The 17006-nt window shown below is 62.0% G+C and carries 14 protein-coding genes; 10 read left to right on the top strand and 4 right to left on the bottom strand.

Annotation, left to right across the window (positions count from 1 at the left end):
* Positions 1–65: 65 nt before the first annotated feature.
* Positions 66–974 carry a LysR substrate-binding domain-containing protein gene (locus SALMUC_RS08125; RefSeq protein WP_037371358.1) on the top strand — a complete coding sequence of 303 codons (909 nt, stop codon included), beginning with the start codon at positions 66–68 and terminating at the stop codon, positions 972–974.
* A gap of 561 nt (positions 975–1535) precedes the next feature.
* Here SALMUC_RS08125 and SALMUC_RS28830 read toward each other — a convergent pair.
* The 3 genes from SALMUC_RS28830 to SALMUC_RS08145 all read right to left on the bottom strand — a co-directional run bounded on the left by SALMUC_RS28830 (position 1536) and on the right by SALMUC_RS08145 (position 5241).
* Positions 1536–2323, bottom strand: a protein-coding gene (locus SALMUC_RS28830; protein ID WP_156883434.1) for an IS5 family transposase whose coding sequence is annotated in 2 segments (ribosomal slippage) — positions 1536–1987 and positions 1987–2323 — 789 coding nt in all. Because the reading frame shifts where the segments join, the coding sequence is not laid out codon by codon here.
* A 498-nt stretch (positions 2324–2821) separates the two neighbouring features.
* Complete coding sequence (locus SALMUC_RS08140) at positions 2822–3856, bottom strand: IS110 family RNA-guided transposase (protein WP_020041264.1); 1035 nt, start codon at positions 3854–3856, stop codon at positions 2822–2824.
* 206 nt (positions 3857–4062) lie between these two features.
* Positions 4063–5241: an IS5 family transposase gene (locus SALMUC_RS08145; RefSeq protein WP_020042057.1), complete on the bottom strand. Its 1179-nt coding sequence runs from the start codon at positions 5239–5241 to the stop codon at positions 4063–4065.
* A gap of 183 nt (positions 5242–5424) precedes the next feature.
* On the opposite strand from SALMUC_RS08145, the gene SALMUC_RS08150 reads away from it, so the two are divergent.
* The gene (locus SALMUC_RS08150) at positions 5425–6459 is read left to right on the top strand and encodes an IS110 family RNA-guided transposase (protein WP_020041264.1); all 1035 of its coding nucleotides are present in this window, start codon (positions 5425–5427) and stop codon (positions 6457–6459) included.
* Positions 6460–6717: 258 nt separating this feature from the next.
* Here SALMUC_RS08150 and SALMUC_RS08155 read toward each other — a convergent pair whose 3' ends face one another.
* Positions 6718–7650: a hydroxymethylglutaryl-CoA lyase gene (locus SALMUC_RS08155; RefSeq protein ID WP_020042056.1), complete on the bottom strand. Its 933-nt coding sequence runs from the start codon at positions 7648–7650 to the stop codon at positions 6718–6720.
* 83 nt (positions 7651–7733) lie between these two features.
* Here SALMUC_RS08155 and SALMUC_RS08160 point away from each other — a divergent pair, with 83 nt between their 5' ends.
* The 8 genes from SALMUC_RS08160 to SALMUC_RS08195 all read left to right on the top strand — a co-directional run bounded on the left by SALMUC_RS08160 (position 7734) and on the right by SALMUC_RS08195 (position 16877).
* Positions 7734–9254 carry an aldehyde dehydrogenase family protein gene (locus SALMUC_RS08160; RefSeq protein WP_198014544.1) on the top strand — a complete coding sequence of 507 codons (1521 nt, stop codon included), beginning with the start codon at positions 7734–7736 and terminating at the stop codon, positions 9252–9254.
* A gap of 4 nt (positions 9255–9258) precedes the next feature.
* Complete coding sequence (locus SALMUC_RS08165) at positions 9259–10371, top strand: iron-containing alcohol dehydrogenase (RefSeq protein WP_020042054.1); 1113 nt, start codon at positions 9259–9261, stop codon at positions 10369–10371.
* A gap of 26 nt (positions 10372–10397) precedes the next feature.
* Entirely contained in the window at positions 10398–11063 is a 666-nt protein-coding gene (locus tag SALMUC_RS08170) for a GntR family transcriptional regulator (RefSeq protein WP_156883435.1), read from the top strand.
* 14 nt (positions 11064–11077) lie between these two features.
* Complete coding sequence (locus SALMUC_RS08175) at positions 11078–12040, top strand: TRAP transporter substrate-binding protein (RefSeq protein WP_020042052.1); 963 nt, start codon at positions 11078–11080, stop codon at positions 12038–12040.
* A 71-nt stretch (positions 12041–12111) separates the two neighbouring features.
* Complete coding sequence (locus SALMUC_RS08180) at positions 12112–12612, top strand: TRAP transporter small permease (RefSeq protein WP_020042051.1); 501 nt, start codon at positions 12112–12114, stop codon at positions 12610–12612.
* Positions 12613–12639: 27 nt separating this feature from the next.
* Complete coding sequence (locus SALMUC_RS08185) at positions 12640–13896, top strand: TRAP transporter large permease (RefSeq protein WP_020042050.1); 1257 nt, start codon at positions 12640–12642, stop codon at positions 13894–13896.
* 195 nt (positions 13897–14091) lie between these two features.
* A complete protein-coding gene (locus tag SALMUC_RS08190; protein WP_084513941.1) occupies positions 14092–15024 on the top strand; it encodes an IS1595 family transposase in 933 nt (310 codons plus the stop codon).
* Between the two features lie 41 nt (positions 15025–15065).
* Complete coding sequence (locus tag SALMUC_RS08195) at positions 15066–16877, top strand: RNA-guided endonuclease TnpB family protein (protein WP_084513942.1); 1812 nt, start codon at positions 15066–15068, stop codon at positions 16875–16877.
* Positions 16878–17006 lie beyond the last annotated feature (129 nt).

Consider the following 17006-nt stretch of genomic DNA (forward strand, 5'->3'; position numbering starts at 1 on the left):
GGCTCCCGAAATGATGAAGTTCAAACGACTTTTCAGACGAAACTCATTAGATTATCTTAAGTGTTATGTCTCCTCCGTTCCGTGCCATAACCGCTTTCCACGCTACCGCCAGAACTGGCAGCATGCAGGGCGCTTCCGAAGTGCTGGGGGTGACCGCTTCTGCCGTCAGCCAGCAGATCCAGGCCATCGAAGCGCATATCGGTGTCCGTCTGTTCAGCCGCACCGGCCGCAAGGTGGTGCTGACCGAGGCAGGGGAGCGGTACTACGAGCTGATCCGGGACGAGATAGAGCGCATCACCGTGGCCACCGAGCAAATGCGCGGCTTGAGCTCTTTCACCGTGCTGAACATCCGCGTGACCCCTACCTTCGCCAACAAGTGGATTCTGCCCCGCCTGCCGGATTTCATGGAAAAGCACCCCGACATCGAGCTGCGTCTCGATGCCACCAATGACCCGCCGGATTTCGGGCGCGAGAACATCGATCTCGAAATTCGCCACGGGACTGGAGACTGGCGCGGCATGTACGTGGAATGTCTGGCCGATGAGCGGGTGCAAGTGCTATGCGCGCCGGACTACGCCGCTGCCGCAAGCCTCGATATCGAGGACCTCCCGGACTATCGGCTGATCCACTCGGTGAAGAACGTGACGCAATGGGCAAATTGGTTCGAGATACAGGGTTTTGAGCCTGCCAAGCCGCTTTGCCGAACTTTGTTTGACCGGGCGCATATGTCGATCGACATGGCGGCAAGCGGCGTCGGCATTGTGCTGGAATCGCGTCTCACCGCCTCGGCAGAACTTGCCAGCGGCCGACTGATCTGCCCAATGAAGCCGGGCCTGAAGGACGTCTGGCAGCAATCGCTCTGGCTGGTCTGCCCCAGCCCTCATCTGAACAGGCGCAAGGTGCGCCGCTTCATCGACTGGCTGAAATCCACTCTTGAGCCTCTTGAAACCGCCCCTGCGCTACCCCGGGGATAGGTTCCAGTAGGTTTTCGTACGCCAAGGACCCGATGGCACGGCTGGAGAACCTTGATCTTTTCGGGAGATCTTTTGGGCCTCATTGCGTGCCGCCGGTCCTGATAGACGGCTAGCTCTTGAACCGAGCACCGTGGTAACGGTCGGGCATACGGGAGCATGTGAGGTGATCCCGGAAAAGCGGAACTCTTGCTAAGTTTGCCGTCAACGATGACTAGGAAGAACAGCGTGACTGTCCATGATTGCGCTAGGACCCAAACCGTTACTGTGACAGAGCACTCGGGCATGATGCGACATGGCTTGTGCAAGGGCGCGATCCGGATCGGCGCGGATGCGGACGTGACGCTTTGGGACCCCGAGGGAAAGAAGGATATCCGTAGCGAGGACCTTTGTTAATCGGCACGCAATGTTGATCCCCTATCGGCGTCCATGTTTGGATGCCCCCTTCGATGCAAGGATTTTCTCTGACCTTTTGAGCGCGTGTCTGGATGACACGAGGATTTTCAAATCATCCTTTGCGTTGTTCTATCAACAGTGTCGTTGCTACACACATGCAATTCTAGGTCATGTTGACAAATGGCGGAGCCAAAGCCGGATTGACGTGATGTCGATGAAGCCCAGGAAGCTCTCCGCAGTCTTGTCGTAACGGGTGGCGACCCGGCGGGCATTCTTGAGCCTGTTGAAGCAGCGTTCGACCAGGTTACGCAGCCTGTAGAGGGAGCGATCCACGCCGACGCGCCTCTTGCGGGACTTCCGCATTGGTATCACTGGCAAGGCATTGCGCTGCTCTATGGTTCTCCGAATACTGTCAGCGTCGTATGCCCGGTCGGCGAGCAAGGCACTCGGGGCGGGCAGGTTGTCGGCCATCACCAGATCGAAGCCGACATAGTCCGACGTTTGGCCCGGCGTGATCTCCGTTCTCATGGGCAGGCCGTGCGCGTTGACGAGAAGGTGGATCTTGGTCGTGAAACCACCACGAGAACTGCCGAGACCCGGTCGTGGAGTCCCCTTTTTGAGCCCGCCGCCAGATGATGAGCGCGAACCACTGTGCTGTCGATCATCTGGAGCGCGTCCGGCACGGCCCCGCTGCGGTTCAGCGCTTCCATGATGTCCTCCCAGATTCCTGCCAGGGTCCAGCGCCGGAACTGCCGGTAGACACTCGACCACTTGCCGAACTCCTCGGGCAGGTCCCGCCACGGGGCTCCGGTTCGGGCGATCCAGAAAATCCCATCGAGAACAAGGCGGTGGTTGATCGGTTTGCGCCCGTTCGAGGCGCGGACGGCGCAGATGAACGGCTCAAAGAACGCCCACTCGTCGTCGGACATCAGGTCTCGTGCCAAGCTAGTCTCCATCGCAGTTGCCAGCTTGAATCACGCCTGCCGCGCGCTGTGAATCCCTTTTGTCAACACGGCCTAGCAACTGCGAGCCCAAGCTCGTAATTCAGATTTGGACCTCATCCGCTGATCACCATCCCGGCCTGCGGCTTTTGAAAATGCCGCCTCGTGAAGGCTTGACAAAAGTACGCACTCGATCACATGCAAACAGCGTCAGTAACTTCTTGCATCACGGGCGGCAACCACAAACGTTGTTAACAGGCTGCTTCCGTAATGGGCATTGGTTGGTCAAGTCCCGAGTGTCACACGTCGCCGGTTTCATACTTCCGTTCGTGGTCGGCGCGCGGCCGCCACATCATGCCATCCAGGTGAACCCCGAGCGCCTATCTGAAAAGCGTGCTCCACGGCCGAGGACGTGTCACGAGCAACCTGCCGGCGTCATCGAGGTTCGCGTCCCGGCGACGGGACCTCTAAGAACCGGCAGCCCAGTGCCGGCTCAAACCTTTTCCGATGGGCTCAGCCGGTCCGGACGACCTCCTTGCCGAAGCGGAACGTCGAGCCGTCGATCCACATGCGATGGAGAACGGTGGCCAACTTCCGCGCCACGGCGACGATTGCCCGGTTTCGCCCTCGCCGCTGTGCAACTCGCAAGCCCCACGCCTTGAGCCGCGAGAAGCTCTGCGTCCGGGTCAGCATCGCCTGCGCCGCCTCGTAGAGCATCGAGCGCACCATTCCGTCGCCGGCCTTGGTGATTCCGCCGGTGATGTCCGTCTCGCCGGATTGGTGCTTCTTCGGGGTCAGACCGAAATGCGCTCCGACCCGTTTCGATGAGCGAAAGCGGCCAGGATCGTCCACCGCGGACATGAAGGTTAGCGCCGTCAGCGCGCCCACTCCCGGCACCGTCATCAGCCGGCGGCAGGTCGCTTCATCCCGCGCAAGATCGCGTGCGCGCTTGTCGAGCGCCGTCATCTCCGTCTGCAGCGCGTCGCGCGCGCGCAGCATCGCCGCTGACACTTGTTCGAGCATCGGATTGCCGTGCGCCAGCTCCCGCACCCGCCGGGCGAAGCGGCCCCTACTGATCTTGCCGATCCTGAGCCCGAAGCCCCTGAGCACACCACGGAGACCGAGCTCGATGTCGAGCATCTTCTTCTGGAGCTGCTTGCGCGCCGTCAGCAAAGCGCGCACCTCTTGAGCCGAGGCGGACTTGCAGTGCACCGGTCGGAACCATCCCATCCGCAAGAGCTGCGTGATCCCGCGAGCGTCGCGCCGGTCTGTTTTGATCGGCATCGCCGATAGTGCCGCCTTCACCTGCCGGGTCTCCATGAGAACCACCTCGACACCCGCCGCCGTCAAGCCGGCATGGAGCCACTGCGACAACGGCCCGGCTTCCATGCCGAGGAGCGTCACCGGATGGTCCAGGCGCCCCAGGAAGTACAGAAGCGCCTCCGGGTCGCTCGCTACCTTCGCCTCCCGCTGGATCTTGCCCGTGCGATCCATCACACAGACGCTCGACTCTTCCAGCGACACGTCGATGCCGACATACTGTTCCATGGCTGTCTCCCTTTGTGGCCCTTGGGGCCGCGTCTGCGGACCCCGTCACAGCTTCATACTGGGGGACAGCCACCGACCCCGCCAACCGGCGCGGCCCGCCCATTACGGCATCTGAAGAAGTCGGGGTGAAAGGACGTTGTTCCGGACTGAATGGCGTCGAAGGCAGCCCGACACGGACGCGATCACCAGCCCCGCCGGTCCCGCAGTCAGGCTGCCAAGAGCTTTGGCAACCGGGCGAGGTTGCAGGCGGCCATGGTCATCGTGAACTGCGCTTGGACCCGGTCGAGACCTCGGTGGAGCGTCTGAGCCATGCCGCCCACCGTCTTGGCCCAACCAAAGGGCTCCTCGATCTTCTTCCGGCACCGCTGTGACAACGCGTAGCCGGCATGCTGCGTGGTCCGCCCGTCGATGGCGGAATACCGGGCCTTCTGCGCGACATGCGGGGTCACGACCATCCGTCTGAGCGCGGCGACGAAGTCGGCGCTGTCATAGCCCTTGTCAGCTCCAAGCGTCAGGCGCCGGGTTGAACCGGGCGAATGCCGGTTGATCATCTCGAGCGCCGCCCTGCGCTCACCGCGGCCGTCGGCATGGGTCAGGTCTGCCTGCACGACCAGGCCGTTGCGGTTCTCCATCAGCGTATGCCCCATGAAGCACAGCATGGCCGCCGCGCCCGGGGATTTCTTGTAGAGCCGCGCATCGGGATCGGTGCTTGAAGCATGCGTCGCGTTCGAGCGCTTTTCGCCCCGGAAGTTCACCTCTGCGTTCCGGGTCTGGCGGGGCGTGTCGGGCATCGGCTGGGTCTCAGTCTGTTTTAGGCCGTCGGGGTCTGCGGAGGTTGCGCCGGATGGTGGCGGTGGTGGCCCGCCGGGATCATCGTCATGCGGCGGCGGAGGGGGATCATTCGGCTGGAAGCTCTTCATGGAAGCCCACGCCTTGATCAGGGTGCCATCGACCGAGAAGTGCTCGTCGGACAGCAACGGTGTGACCTCCGGATGCGCAAGGATCGCGGCCATCAGCTTGCGTGACATGTCGGTCGTCAGCAGACGGTCGCGGTTCTTGCTGAACACCGTTGGGACCCAGACCGGGTCGTCGATGCCAAGCCCGACGAACCAGCGGAACAGCAGGTTGTAATCCATCTGCTCCATCAACTGCCGCTCCGAGCGGATCGAGAACAGGATCTGGAGAAGGCTCGCCCGGATCAGCCGCTCCGGCGCGATGGAGGGACGGCCGAAATCCGTGTAGAGCGCGTTGAACTCGGCATCGAGGCTCGCCAGCGCGTCGTTCACGATCTGCCGGATCTTGCGGAGCGGATGACCCTCGGGAACCCGTTCCTCAAGGTCCACATAGCTGAAAAGCGTCCCGCTTGCCTCGTCCGTTCCGCGCATCACACCCGCCTCCGTCTCCGTGACAGGGGTGAATCATGTTCTCGAAACCGCGTCGAGGCCGGCCTTTTTCAGATGCCGTAATGGGCGGGCCGCGCCGGTTGGCGGGGTCGGTGGCTGTCCCCCAGTATGAAGCTGTGACGGGGTCCGCAGACGCGGCCCCAAGGGCCACAAAGGGAGACAGCCATGGAACAGTATGTCGGCATCGACGTGTCGCTGGAAGAGTCGAGCGTCTGTGTGATGGATCGCACGGGCAAGATCCAGCGGGAGGCGAAGGTAGCGAGCGACCCGGAGGCGCTTCTGTACTTCCTGGGGCGCCTGGACCATCCGGTGACGCTCCTCGGCATGGAAGCCGGGCCGTTGTCGCAGTGGCTCCATGCCGGCTTGACGGCGGCGGGTGTCGAGGTGGTTCTCATGGAGACCCGGCAGGTGAAGGCGGCACTATCGGCGATGCCGATCAAAACAGACCGGCGCGACGCTCGCGGGATCACGCAGCTCTTGCGGATGGGATGGTTCCGACCGGTGCACTGCAAGTCCGCCTCGGCTCAAGAGGTGCGCGCTTTGCTGACGGCGCGCAAGCAGCTCCAGAAGAAGATGCTCGACATCGAGCTCGGTCTCCGTGGTGTGCTCAGGGGCTTCGGGCTCAGGATCGGCAAGATCAGTAGGGGCCGCTTCGCCCGGCGGGTGCGGGAGCTGGCGCACGGCAATCCGATGCTCGAACAAGTGTCAGCGGCGATGCTGCGCGCGCGCGACGCGCTGCAGACGGAGATGACGGCGCTCGACAAGCGCGCACGCGATCTTGCGCGGGATGAAGCGACCTGCCGCCGGCTGATGACGGTGCCGGGAGTGGGCGCGCTGACGGCGCTAACCTTCATGTCCGCGGTGGACGATCCTGGCCGCTTTCGCTCATCGAAACGGGTCGGAGCGCATTTCGGTCTGACCCCGAAGAAGCACCAATCCGGCGAGACGGACATCACCGGCGGAATCACCAAGGCCGGCGACGGAATGGTGCGCTCGATGCTCTACGAGGCGGCGCAGGCGATGCTGACCCGGACGCAGAGCTTCTCGCGGCTCAAGGCGTGGGGCTTGCGAGTTGCACAGCGGCGAGGGCGAAACCGGGCAATCGTCGCCGTGGCGCGGAAGTTGGCCACCGTTCTCCATCGCATGTGGATCGACGGCTCGACGTTCCGCTTCGGCAAGGAGGTCGTCCGGACCGGCTGAGCCCATCGGAAAAGGTTTGAGCCGGCACTGGGCTGCCGGTTCTTAGAGGTCCCGTCGCCGGGACGCGAACCTCGATGACGCCGGCAGGTTGCTCGTGACACGTCCTCGGCCGTGGAGCACGCTTTTCAGATAGGCGCTCGGGGTTCACCTGGATGGCATGATGTGGCGGCCGCGCGCCGACCACGAACGGAAGCATGAAACCGGCGACGTGTGACACTCGGGACTTGACCAACCAATGCCCATTACGGAAGCAGCCTGTTAAACGTGTTTTCCCGGGAAGGGATAGAGGCGTTCGGATGTGCCAGCCTTCATGATGAAGCCCGGCACGTCGTGTCCGAGTATTTCTGGCAAGTCCTTTGAGATTTTGACGAGCGATGCGAGGTCGCTTCCCGTTTGGACTCCGCACTGGTGAAACATGTGCACGAGGTCTTCAGTGCAAACATTGCCCGTAGCGCCTGGCGCGTAAGGGCAGCCGCCGATTCCGCCCAAGGAAGTATCGAAGCTGCGGATTCCGGCATCATAGGCTGCGAGCGCATTGGCGATGCCCATGTCGCGCGTGTTATGAAGGTGCAGCGTCAAGGGCAACGTCGGGTGGTGGCTGAGGATGGTGGATACGACCTCGGAGACGTGGCGCGGATTGGCTACCCCGATCGTGTCAGCAATGGTGATGCCTTCGATCCCCAGCGCGAGGTATTCCTCGATCCCCCAGAGAATGCGGTCCAAGGGCTGGCGCCCGTCGAAGGGGCAACCAAATGTCGTCGCCAACGTCCCGTTCACAAAAACTCCGGACCCCTCCATCACGCGCATGATATCGGCGAATTGTTCTAGCGACTGCGCGCAGGTCATGCGCATGTTTGCGAGGTTGTGCTGCTCTCCTATGGACATCACGAGGTTTACTTCATCGATGTTGCTTTGAAGGGCACGCTCGGCCCCGCGCACGTTCGGCACCAACGCCGTGTAACGAACACCGGGGACGCGCTCGATGCCCGCCAGCACTTCTGCAGCGTCTCGGAGATTCGGGATCGCCCTGGGTGACACGAAAGAGGTGACCTCCAGCCGTCGGATGCCCGTGCGCGACAGTCTTTCGGCAAGGCGGATCTTGTCCTCGGTCGCAACGAATTCCGGTTCGTTCTGAAGGCCGTCGCGCAGCACGACCTCGTTGATCTCTACCTTTTCCGGCTGTGCAGTCATGGTCGTGTTCCTACGATTACGGTCGACGAAACATAAGCAATCGCGCTTTGACACATCAACAGAAATTTTAACTGATGCATCAGTTGACAGGGCAGGGCGCAGCTGGCAGCTTGACGCTTGAAACCGAATCTGATGTATTTTCTGATGCATCACAGGCCTTGGAGAGAGCGGTGATGCGATGCGGAGGGCCTATGACCGAACCGGCAAAACAGATCGCAGAACTCGTGGCGCGTGCACGCCATGCTCAGGCAGTGCTGAACAGCTATACGCAGGATCAAGTGGACCTGATAACAGGCGCCATCGTCTATCACCTGTCGCAGCCAAAAATGGCTTCACACATCGCCGAAATGGCCTTTGAAGAGACCGGCATGGGGCTAGTCGAGAGCAAGCGCGCCAAGCTGGCGCAAAAGATGCCAGCGATCTTCCACGACATCCGCAAGGAGCCGACCGTCGGCGTCATCGACCGCGACACGGCGAACGGGATCACCACCATCGCGAAGCCCTACGGCGTGATCGCCGCCCTCGTGCCCAGCACGAACTGCGAGGCAACGCCGATCTTCAAGGCGGTCCTGGGCATCCGCGCCCGCAATGCCGTGATCTGCGCTCCGCATCCGGCCAGCAAGAAAACGACTCTTTACGTGGTCGAGGTCATCCGGCAGGTGCTGCGCGCCATGAACGCGCCCGAGGACCTTGTACTCTGCATCGAGACCCCCTCGAAAGCGCTGGCTGGAGAACTGATGGCACAATGCGACGTCAGCATGGCGACAGGCTCCGGCGACATGGTCCACGCGGCCTATTCGGCGGGCAAGCCCGCCTACGGCGTGGGGGTCGGCAACGCCGCCGTCATCGTCGACGAGACGGTCGACCATGCAGAGACGGCAGAGAAGATTCGCATCGGCAAGACCGGCGACAATGCCTCGGGCTGTTCGGCGGAAAACTCGATCATCGTGCAGTCCAGCATCTATGACGGTTTCCTGACGGCTCTTGAAGCCGAGGGGGCGCACATCGCCTCCGACGAGGAAAAGGCCAAGCTGCGCGCGGTGCTCTGGGAAAATGGCCATGTCTCGCGAAAGGTCGTGGCCCGTCCCGTGGAGGAGATCGCCGCCGTCGCCGGGATTGAATTGAAGCCGGGCACGCGCTTCTTCGTGGTGGAAGAAACCGGCACCGGCGCGGATCATCCCTTCTCGGGCGAGAAGCTGAGTCTCGTCCTGACCTGTTACAAGTACGACAACTTCGACGAGGCCATCGGTCTAGTGAATGCCATCACGGAGTACTCGGGGTCGGGCCATTCCTGCGGCATCCATTCCAACGACGCCGATCGCATCCTGCGCCTCGGCCTCGAGACGCGCACCTCGCGGGTCATCGTACGCCAGCCACACGGTGTGGCGAACTCAGGAAGCTGGGCGAACGGCCTTGCCAAGACTTTCTCGCTTGGCTGCGGAAGCTGGGGCGGCAACTCGATCTCCGAGAACGTGACGCAGAAGCACTACTACAACACGACCCGCATCGCTGAGCCGCTTGGCCACCCGGTGCCCGACGACCAGGCGATCTACGGCGCGCTTCTTGACCGGATCGCCGCCATGCGCATCGGCGCGGAGGCCTGACACTATGCATTTTGCCCTGCGGCCACAGCTCCACGGCCATGAAACTTTTGCAGCGTTCGCCGAGGCGCAGACCCTTGGCGCGCGGGACCTGATCTTCACTCAGCGCATCCTTCACAAGACGTTCATGCAGGACAGCGCCGCTCAGGTCCTTTTCTACGACGACTTTTGTGATGGCGAGCCGACGGACGTCGCCGTGGACGAGATGTTGACGGCTATCCGCAAAATGGATTTCGACCGGCTCGTCGCGATCGGCGGTGGATCCATCCTAGACAGCGCCAAGGTGCTGGCACTGGATTCCGAGGTCGATGTCGCGGGGCTCTTCGAGGCAGGCGTGCAGCCGAGCCGCAAGGCGGGGCTGATCCTCGTCCCAACCACCTGCGGCACGGGCTGCGAGGTAACCTGCGTTTCCGTCTTCGACTTCCCTTCCATCGGTAGCAAGATTGGCAAGGCCTTTGACGCCGGTTTCGCGGATCACGCGGTTCTCGTGGACGAGTTCCTGTCGAAGATTCCCTACCCCGTTTTCGCCACCTCCTCGGCCGATGCGCTGGTTCACGCGATGGAGATCTACCTCGCGCCCAAGGCCACCCCCTACACAGACATGTTCTGCATGGCCGCGATCAAATCGATCCTTGAGGGCTACATGCGTATCGTCGAACACGGGCGCGAATCCATCCAGCAGGACGCGCGAGCCTACCTTATCGCAAGCAACATGGCCGGGATCGCCTTGGCCAACGTGCTTGCGGGGGGCGTTCACGCCATCGCGATGCACTTCGGCAGCGTTCATCACGTGCCTCACGGAGAGGCGACGCGGCTCTTCCTGCCGCCCGTATTCAAGATCTACTACCGCAAGGCGCCCGAGGGAAAGATCACCGAGATCGCTCAATTGATCACGGAAATTCTCAAGGTGCCGCAGGACGGTACGAACCCCTTCGACGCGCTGGACTCGCTTTTGGCGAAGGTCGTTCCGACCAAGCGCCTGGACGAATACGGCATGACCGAGGGCGACCGCCGTCCCTACGCGGCAAAGGTCATCGAGACCCAGCAGCGGCTACTTGTAAACAATTACGTCCCCCTTTCGGACAAGGACATCGCAGCGGTATACACCGACCTCATGTGACCGAACTGGCATCTCAGAGGGGGCGTATGGCTCAGAACTTTTCGCGGAAGGCGTACGAAATTCTTCAGGACCAGATCATGACCGGCGCGCTCAGGGCAGGAACGCCTCTCGACACCCATCGCATCGCGGCGGAGTTGGAGATGAGCATCACGCCCGTCAGGGATGCGATCAAGAAGCTCGAGGCCGACGGCCTGGTCGAGGTGCTTCCACGCTCGGGAACGTTCGTGCGCCACTACACGATCGAGGACCTGATCAAGGGATATGAGCTGGTCGAGGGACTGGATGGCATGGCCGGCTACCTGGTGGCCGAGAAGGTGAAGGCAGGCGAAATCGAGGGCGGAAAAATCGATGCGCTTCTGACCCCGCTCGTGGATGAGATGGAACGGAATCTGTCTCGCGATCAGGTCCGGACCTGGGCGGACCTGGACAGGCAGTTCCATGGGGCAATTTTTGAGATGGCGGACAATCCGCTGCTCGCCAACGGCTACAAGTCGGCGAGAAACCAGATGCGGTCGGTGCTGTCCTTCATCAGCCCCGTCCATGTCGACCGGGCGAATTCGGTGAAGGAGCATAGGCTCATCGTTGCTGCAATCACGGCAGGCGACTGCGAGCGGGCCCGGAAGACCTGTCAGGATCACAGGCACCTTATCCGGCAGATCCTGAAGACCTTACATGGTGAATGTCAAACATAACGGAGGAGTGAGACATGGCTACCAGAATGACTGCAATCGCGGCGGGGACCATCCTGCTGGCGGGAGCTGTACAGGCCGAGGACGTCATCTTCGCGCATGGCGAAAACCCGGGCAACCCGCGCTACATTGCTGCGGAGAAATGGGCCGAGCTCTACTCGGAATGCACCGGATCCTCGGTGAACGTCGCCCCTTCGGCGACCATGGGAGACGACGTGGAAATGCTGACCTCGGTTGGCGCTGGCATCATCCAGATCACCGCCAATTCCCAGGGTTCCTTCAGCCAGATCGTGCCCGAGATCGGTCTTTTGGGTCTTCCCTTCCTGTTCCCCGACCTCGAAACTGCATGGGCAACCGTCGATGGTGAGGTTGGGAAGATGATCGACGAAAAAGCGCATTCGTCCGGCTTGAAGGTCGTCGGCTACTGGGACAATGGGATCCGCCATATCACGCACCTGTCCAAGCATATGCTGGAACCGGCAGACCTTGCAGGCATGCGTATCCGCACCCCTCCGGCGGAGATGACCGTCGACATCTTCGAGGCGCTCGGTGCGTCACCGGCTCCTTTGGCGTGGTCCGAGGTGCCTTCGGCGCTTCAGTCGGGCGTATTTGAAGGACAGGAAAATCCCCTGACCAACATATACTTCGCCAAGCTTCACGAGATCACGCCTTACATTACTCTGACTGGCCACATGTACGAGGCTTCGCCGGTCGTCGTCGGCCTGGCATGGTGGGAAGGCCTGGACGAAGCGACCCAGACTTGCGTTACTGATGCCACACGCCAAGCCGGCACACTGCAGCGCCAGCTGAATAAGGAAGGTAACGAGCAACTTCAGGCCACGATGGAAGAGGAAGGGGCGGTCTTCGCGACCGCCAACCGCGAAGCCTTCGTCGAGGCGACTGCCTCTGTCTATGACAAGTATGCGGAAACGTATCCGGATCTGGTCGCGGCCCTGCGCGAGGCAGCGCAAGGGCAATGAGCCAGTCTTCTTCGGAAGCGACAGGGGGGCGGCAGCGCCCCCTTGTCCATAGATTCCTGACACTGTGCCGAGTGCTGACCCGCGGGCTCGACATCAGCGCACGCGTGATTGCGGTCGCGGCCATGGCCATCATGTTTACCTTGCTGCTGATGAACGTCGTGTTGCGCTACATCTTCACGACTGGCATCCCCATGGCCTATGAGGTCCATGCGGTGCTGTTACCGTGGCTAGTGGCTGGTGGGCTGGTCGTGGCCTCAGCGAAGAACTGCAACATCGCTGTGACCTTGCTGCCCGACCTCGTGCCCACCGCGATGCGGCGCCTCATCCTCATCATGGTGCAAGCTCTCATGCTGCTGATCGCCGTCTCAATCCTATGGAGTGGCCAGCCGATCCTGCGCGCCTCGACCTTCCAGTCGTTGTCGACGCTGGGGATCAAGCAGGTCTGGGGCTACGCAAGCCTGCCATATTCCTTCGCCTGCGTAAGCGTGATCGCTACATGCGACCTGCTGCGCCTCATCCTGCGGGACGAGACCCTGGAAGAGAGTCTCGCAACGCCCACGAGTCTGAGTTGATCAGACCCTGACAGGAAAGCCTCGACCATGTCTGCGACAATGATCTGGATGTTCGTATTGCTGCTGCTCGGCGCCGTCCCGGTGGGCTTTGCCATCCTCGGTGGCGTTGCCGGCGCGCTCTGGCTCGACGGAAAGTCGATGGCCGTACTGGCGCAGCGGCTCTATTCCCCGACGCAGAGCTTCCCCATGCTGGCGATCCCCTTCTTCATCCTTGCCGGCAACCTGATGATGTCCGGCAAGTTCGGCACGTATCTCGTCAACACCGCACGCCTTCTGGTGGGCCGCTTCAAGGGCGGCATGGGGCAGGTGTCGGTGCTTGGCTCGGTGATGTTCGGCGGCGTCTCCGGCTCGGCCGTGGCCGACGCCACGGCGCTCGGCAACGCGCTGATCCCCGTTCAGAAGCAAAGCGGCTATCCCCCCGCCTTTTCGGCAGCGGTCAACGCCTCCTCCTCCACCGTCTCGGTGCTGATCCCGCCGTCGATCCCATTGATCCTCTACGGGCTGATCGCCAACGTCTCGATCGTCGACCTCTTCGTCGCTGGCATCCTGCCGGGGGTGCTGCTGGCGGTGGGCATGATGGGGACGGTGGCACTGGTCGGCAACCGGCGCAGCCTGCCGCGCGCTCCACTGGAAGGAGGTTTTTCTGCCTTCAAGGGGCAACTGCTCATTGCTCTGCCCGCCATGTTAATGCCTGTTTTCGTGATCGGCACGCTTCGCTTCGGCATCGCCACGCCCACGGAAGTCAGTGTCATGGCTGTGGCTTACGCGATGGCCGTCAGCGGGTTTCTCTACCGTGACCTGTCGTGGCGCGTACTGTGGGAATCCTCGGTCGCCACGGTGATGATGACGGGGGCAGTGATGATCATCATCATGGCCTCCTCAACGATGCAGTGGGTGCTAACGCTTGAACGGGTGCCGCAGCATTTGGCGGAATGGGTCAGTCTGACCTTCTCGCAACCGTGGATGGTCATCATGGCCCTCAATGTGGTGATGCTGCTCGTAGGGACCGTGCTTGACCTTCCGGCCGCTGTTCTGCTGCTGGGTCCGATCTTTGTCGGCATCGGTCAAGCAATCGGGCTGGATCCGGTGCAACTGGGGCTGATGATGGTCGTCAACCTTTCGATCGGACTTTACACGCCACCCGTTGGGACGACACTGTTCATCTCATCGGCAATCGCGCGCGTGGGTGTCGGGGCAACTGTGAAAGCACTGCTGCCGTTTTACTTGGTGTCTATGCTGGTGTTGCTGCTGATTTCGTATCTGCCTATGCTGACTTTGTACTGAGGGCGGCTGGCGCGGGATATGCGCCAGCTGATCAGACCCGGGAAATGTCATTCCCAGCGATAGGTTTTTGCTTACGGGGGGATGTTGTGCGTATATGTTCCGCGTGTACATTTCAGCTCGCTAATTCCTCCCGGGCTTATGTAGTTATTGCACACGGGGGCTTGCACTGTCGCAGTTCATGCCAATTTGGACGGCATGCCAAAGTCGAAGTTTTCCTTCTCAGAGATCGTGAGGCAGACCGGAACAGAAGAGCAGGCCATCGCGTTCGCGGAACGTCTCCGCTGGGGAGACCGGATTACCTGCCACAGGTGCGAGTCTCAGGACATCTCCAGGATTGCAGGCAGACCGGGCCGGTACCGGTGTCGGAACTGCCGCAGGCAGTTCTCTATCCGCACCGGGACACCCATGGAGTGCTCTCGCCTGCCGGCGTCCCTCTGGATGCGCGCCATGTGGCTCATCCTCTCCTCCACAAGAGGCATCTCGTCGACGAAACTCGGCGAGATGCTGGGCATCCAGCAAAGGTCGGCCTGGTTCCTCGCCCACCGCGTCCGCGCGATGATGGCCCGGGTCGTGAGCCCGCCCATCTCCGGCGAGATTGTCGAGATGGACGAAGTCTATGCCGGCGCGCCGCCACGCCGGCGACAGGGCGGACAGCCCACCGGCGTGGCGTCCGGTCGAGGGCCACGCCGACCGCTGGTATTGACGGCGGCCGCGCGTGGTGGCGAGGCCCGATTCCGCGTGATCGCCAGCCATGGCCGCAAGGACATCCAATCCGCGGCCGAGGCCATGATCGGTGCCGCGGGCACCGTCATGACGGATGCGCTCCCGGCCTACGGCTACCTCGCGGAGACGCGGCGCTCGGTGACGCATTCGGCCAAGGAGTACGCCAGGACCGATCCGGACGGAACTGAAGTACACGTGAACACCGCCGAGAGCTGTCACGCTGATCTGCGCCGCATGGTGATGGGGGTCCATCACTGGATCAGCCGGAAACACCTGGCGCGCTACCTCGCCGATATTTCGTTTCGAAGATCGAGACGTGAAACGGACGTACTGTCCTGGCTGTCATCGGCGATGTCCGCCCGAGGCAGGCTCAGATACGAAGATCTTGTGGGTTTTGTTCATTGAGCGGGTTCCAATCTGTTCTGGATTGTTGTACATGACCCTCAATGTGCACTACCGCCCGTTCCAGGATTGAACCGAGCCGACGTGAGAGTCGCGATCTCCGCGATGGTGGGTGGGCTGGCGCGGAACCTGTTCCGGCAAAGAAGAAAAAGGACAAGATCAAACGCGCCGATGTGTTCGAGGTCCCGGCAAATGCCTGCAAGATCGAGGCGGTCGAGCAGCTCTGGGTCAACTGGCAAAAAGGTCTGCGCGCCGAGGCCCTGGTTGCACGGCGCGACGTGATGAGCGGACGCGGCCTCCGGGAAAAGCTTCTCGCCGCCGAGGAAGCGCGCGAACCCGAAATTGTCGCGTCGAAAGCCCGCCTCGGCGCGGCCGAGCAGCAGATGGTGCGTGCGCAGGCCGTCGGCACCATCAAGAGCTGGATCAGCAACCGCGAGAACGAAATCGCCGAGATGATCGAGCGGCGGTACACCCCGAAGCGGTGGCGCGGAAAGGCCCGGCGCCGCTTCGAAGCCCTGCCGGACGACGGACGCCGCGCACTCGAAGACGAATTCGCCGAGTTGAAGGCCGATCTCAGGGCCATCAATGACCAGCAGATGTGGATGGTGTCTCCTGACGCCACCATCCTGCGCAAAAAGGGCGGACAACCGGTCTCGGCCAAGGCGCAGTGGATCGCGCGGAAAATGTTCCTCGGCCTTGCCGCCCGCCGGTCCTGGCCGAAGTTCCGCAACATGGCCATGCGCCTCGACTCCCGGGCGGGCGCCGGTAACCGGTGGCTCGAGCCGGAACAGGACGGGCTTTTTACCTGGTGGATCAATCTCAAGACACCCTCCGGCCGCGTCGCCCTGCCGGTCCGCGGCTGGCGACGCGGCAAGAACAAGACCGGCAAAGGCGCCAATCGCGAAGGGGCCCTCGGCAAGACGATCAACCTCGTTGGCAACGAGGACGGAACACTGCGTGTCGCGTTGGACCGGGACATGACCGAGGTATTCGCGGCTTCCCGGGACGCCTATGAGCCGAAGATCGACGTGCTGGGCCTCGACTTCGGCCTGCGCACCCTCTTCGCGACCAGCGAGGGCGATCTCCTGGGCCAGGGGTACCTGGGCAACATCATGCCGCTCGTCGAACGCGCGGACCGGATCGCCGCCAGGGAGCAAAGAAATGGCCGCAAGCCGCGCGACTGCGCGGCCTACCGGGATGCGATCACGCGCATTCGGGGGTTGATCGAGACCGAGGTGAACCGCGCGCTCAATCTGGCCGTCGAGCTGCACAAGCCGCGCGTGATCGCTGTCGAGAGGCTCGACTTTCGCGGCTCAAACCTGAGCAAGCGAATGAACCGGATCCTGTCGAGCTGTGGCCGCGGCGTGGTGCGCGAGAAGCTCAAGGATCTGACGGATCGACACGGGATCGAGATCCACGAAGTGGATCCGGCCTACACCAGCAAGACATGCTCCAGCTGCGGCTACGTCGATGGCCGCCAGCGCAACGGAGAGAAATTCCACTGCCGCCATTGCGGCAAGAAGATTCATGCGGACGTTAATGGGGCCCGGAACATCGCTGCGGCGGCCGGGTCGGCAGAGGACGCTGGCGGATGTTCCGCCCAGCGCGGCGTTAAGCCCTGCCGCCACCGGAGACGGCCGCGTGTTCCCCTGTCGGTGTCGCGAACGAGAAGCGCAACCCTGCGCGAGATTGTTCGCCGCTTCGATGGGCAGTACCCGAACCTCGCCGCGGTCTCTCGACCAAAACGAGGCAAGGAGGGCACCAGGGAGAGTGCTTGTGATCCAAGGGAGACAAATCCCTACTTCAAGCAACATTCGTTGCGCGAAGAGTATCCGATGTGTGCTGTAAGTACATAATCTCCATTCGTCCGGATATGCGAACTCAAGGATGTAGGTAATGTCATCCAAGGTGCCGCTCAGGATAAGCGGAAAGAAGATAACTTCAGTCGTGGTGCAAAACTAATGGGCTTCGCCCTTCGTTTGGAC

It is taken from the genome of Salipiger mucosus DSM 16094 (genome assembly GCF_000442255.1).
GTDB classification, from domain to species: domain Bacteria; phylum Pseudomonadota; class Alphaproteobacteria; order Rhodobacterales; family Rhodobacteraceae; genus Salipiger; species Salipiger mucosus.